The organism is Pseudoalteromonas sp. MER144-MNA-CIBAN-0113 (genome assembly GCF_040308965.1).
Taxonomy (GTDB): domain Bacteria; phylum Pseudomonadota; class Gammaproteobacteria; order Enterobacterales; family Alteromonadaceae; genus Pseudoalteromonas; species Pseudoalteromonas tetraodonis.
In genome coordinates, this window is the sequence record NZ_JBEOOG010000603.1 from 1 (window position 1) to 236 (window position 236).

The 236-nt window shown below is 41.1% G+C and carries 1 pseudogene; it reads right to left on the bottom strand.

Features of this window, described 5'->3' with window-relative positions:
- Positions 1–236: pseudogene (locus AAEY57_RS21125) on the bottom strand (TonB-dependent receptor); the annotation flags it as partial.

Below are 236 nucleotides of genomic sequence, written 5' to 3' on the forward strand. Positions count from 1 at the left end.
TGCATAAATAGCTTGGTTTTTAGCTTTAGCTTCAATGCTTGTACCGTCACGGCCGTACACACCCGTAAATGCAATTGTTGCATCAGGGTTGTATAAGTCGTTGCGTATTCCATCTTCAATTAGGTTATCAGGCGTAGTTGCAACAAAGTTATGGCGTGTAAACGTTTCGTTTGCAAGTTCAACACCCACTACTACGTCGTGAGTAAAGCCAGCAAACTCATAGTTACCAATTAAAT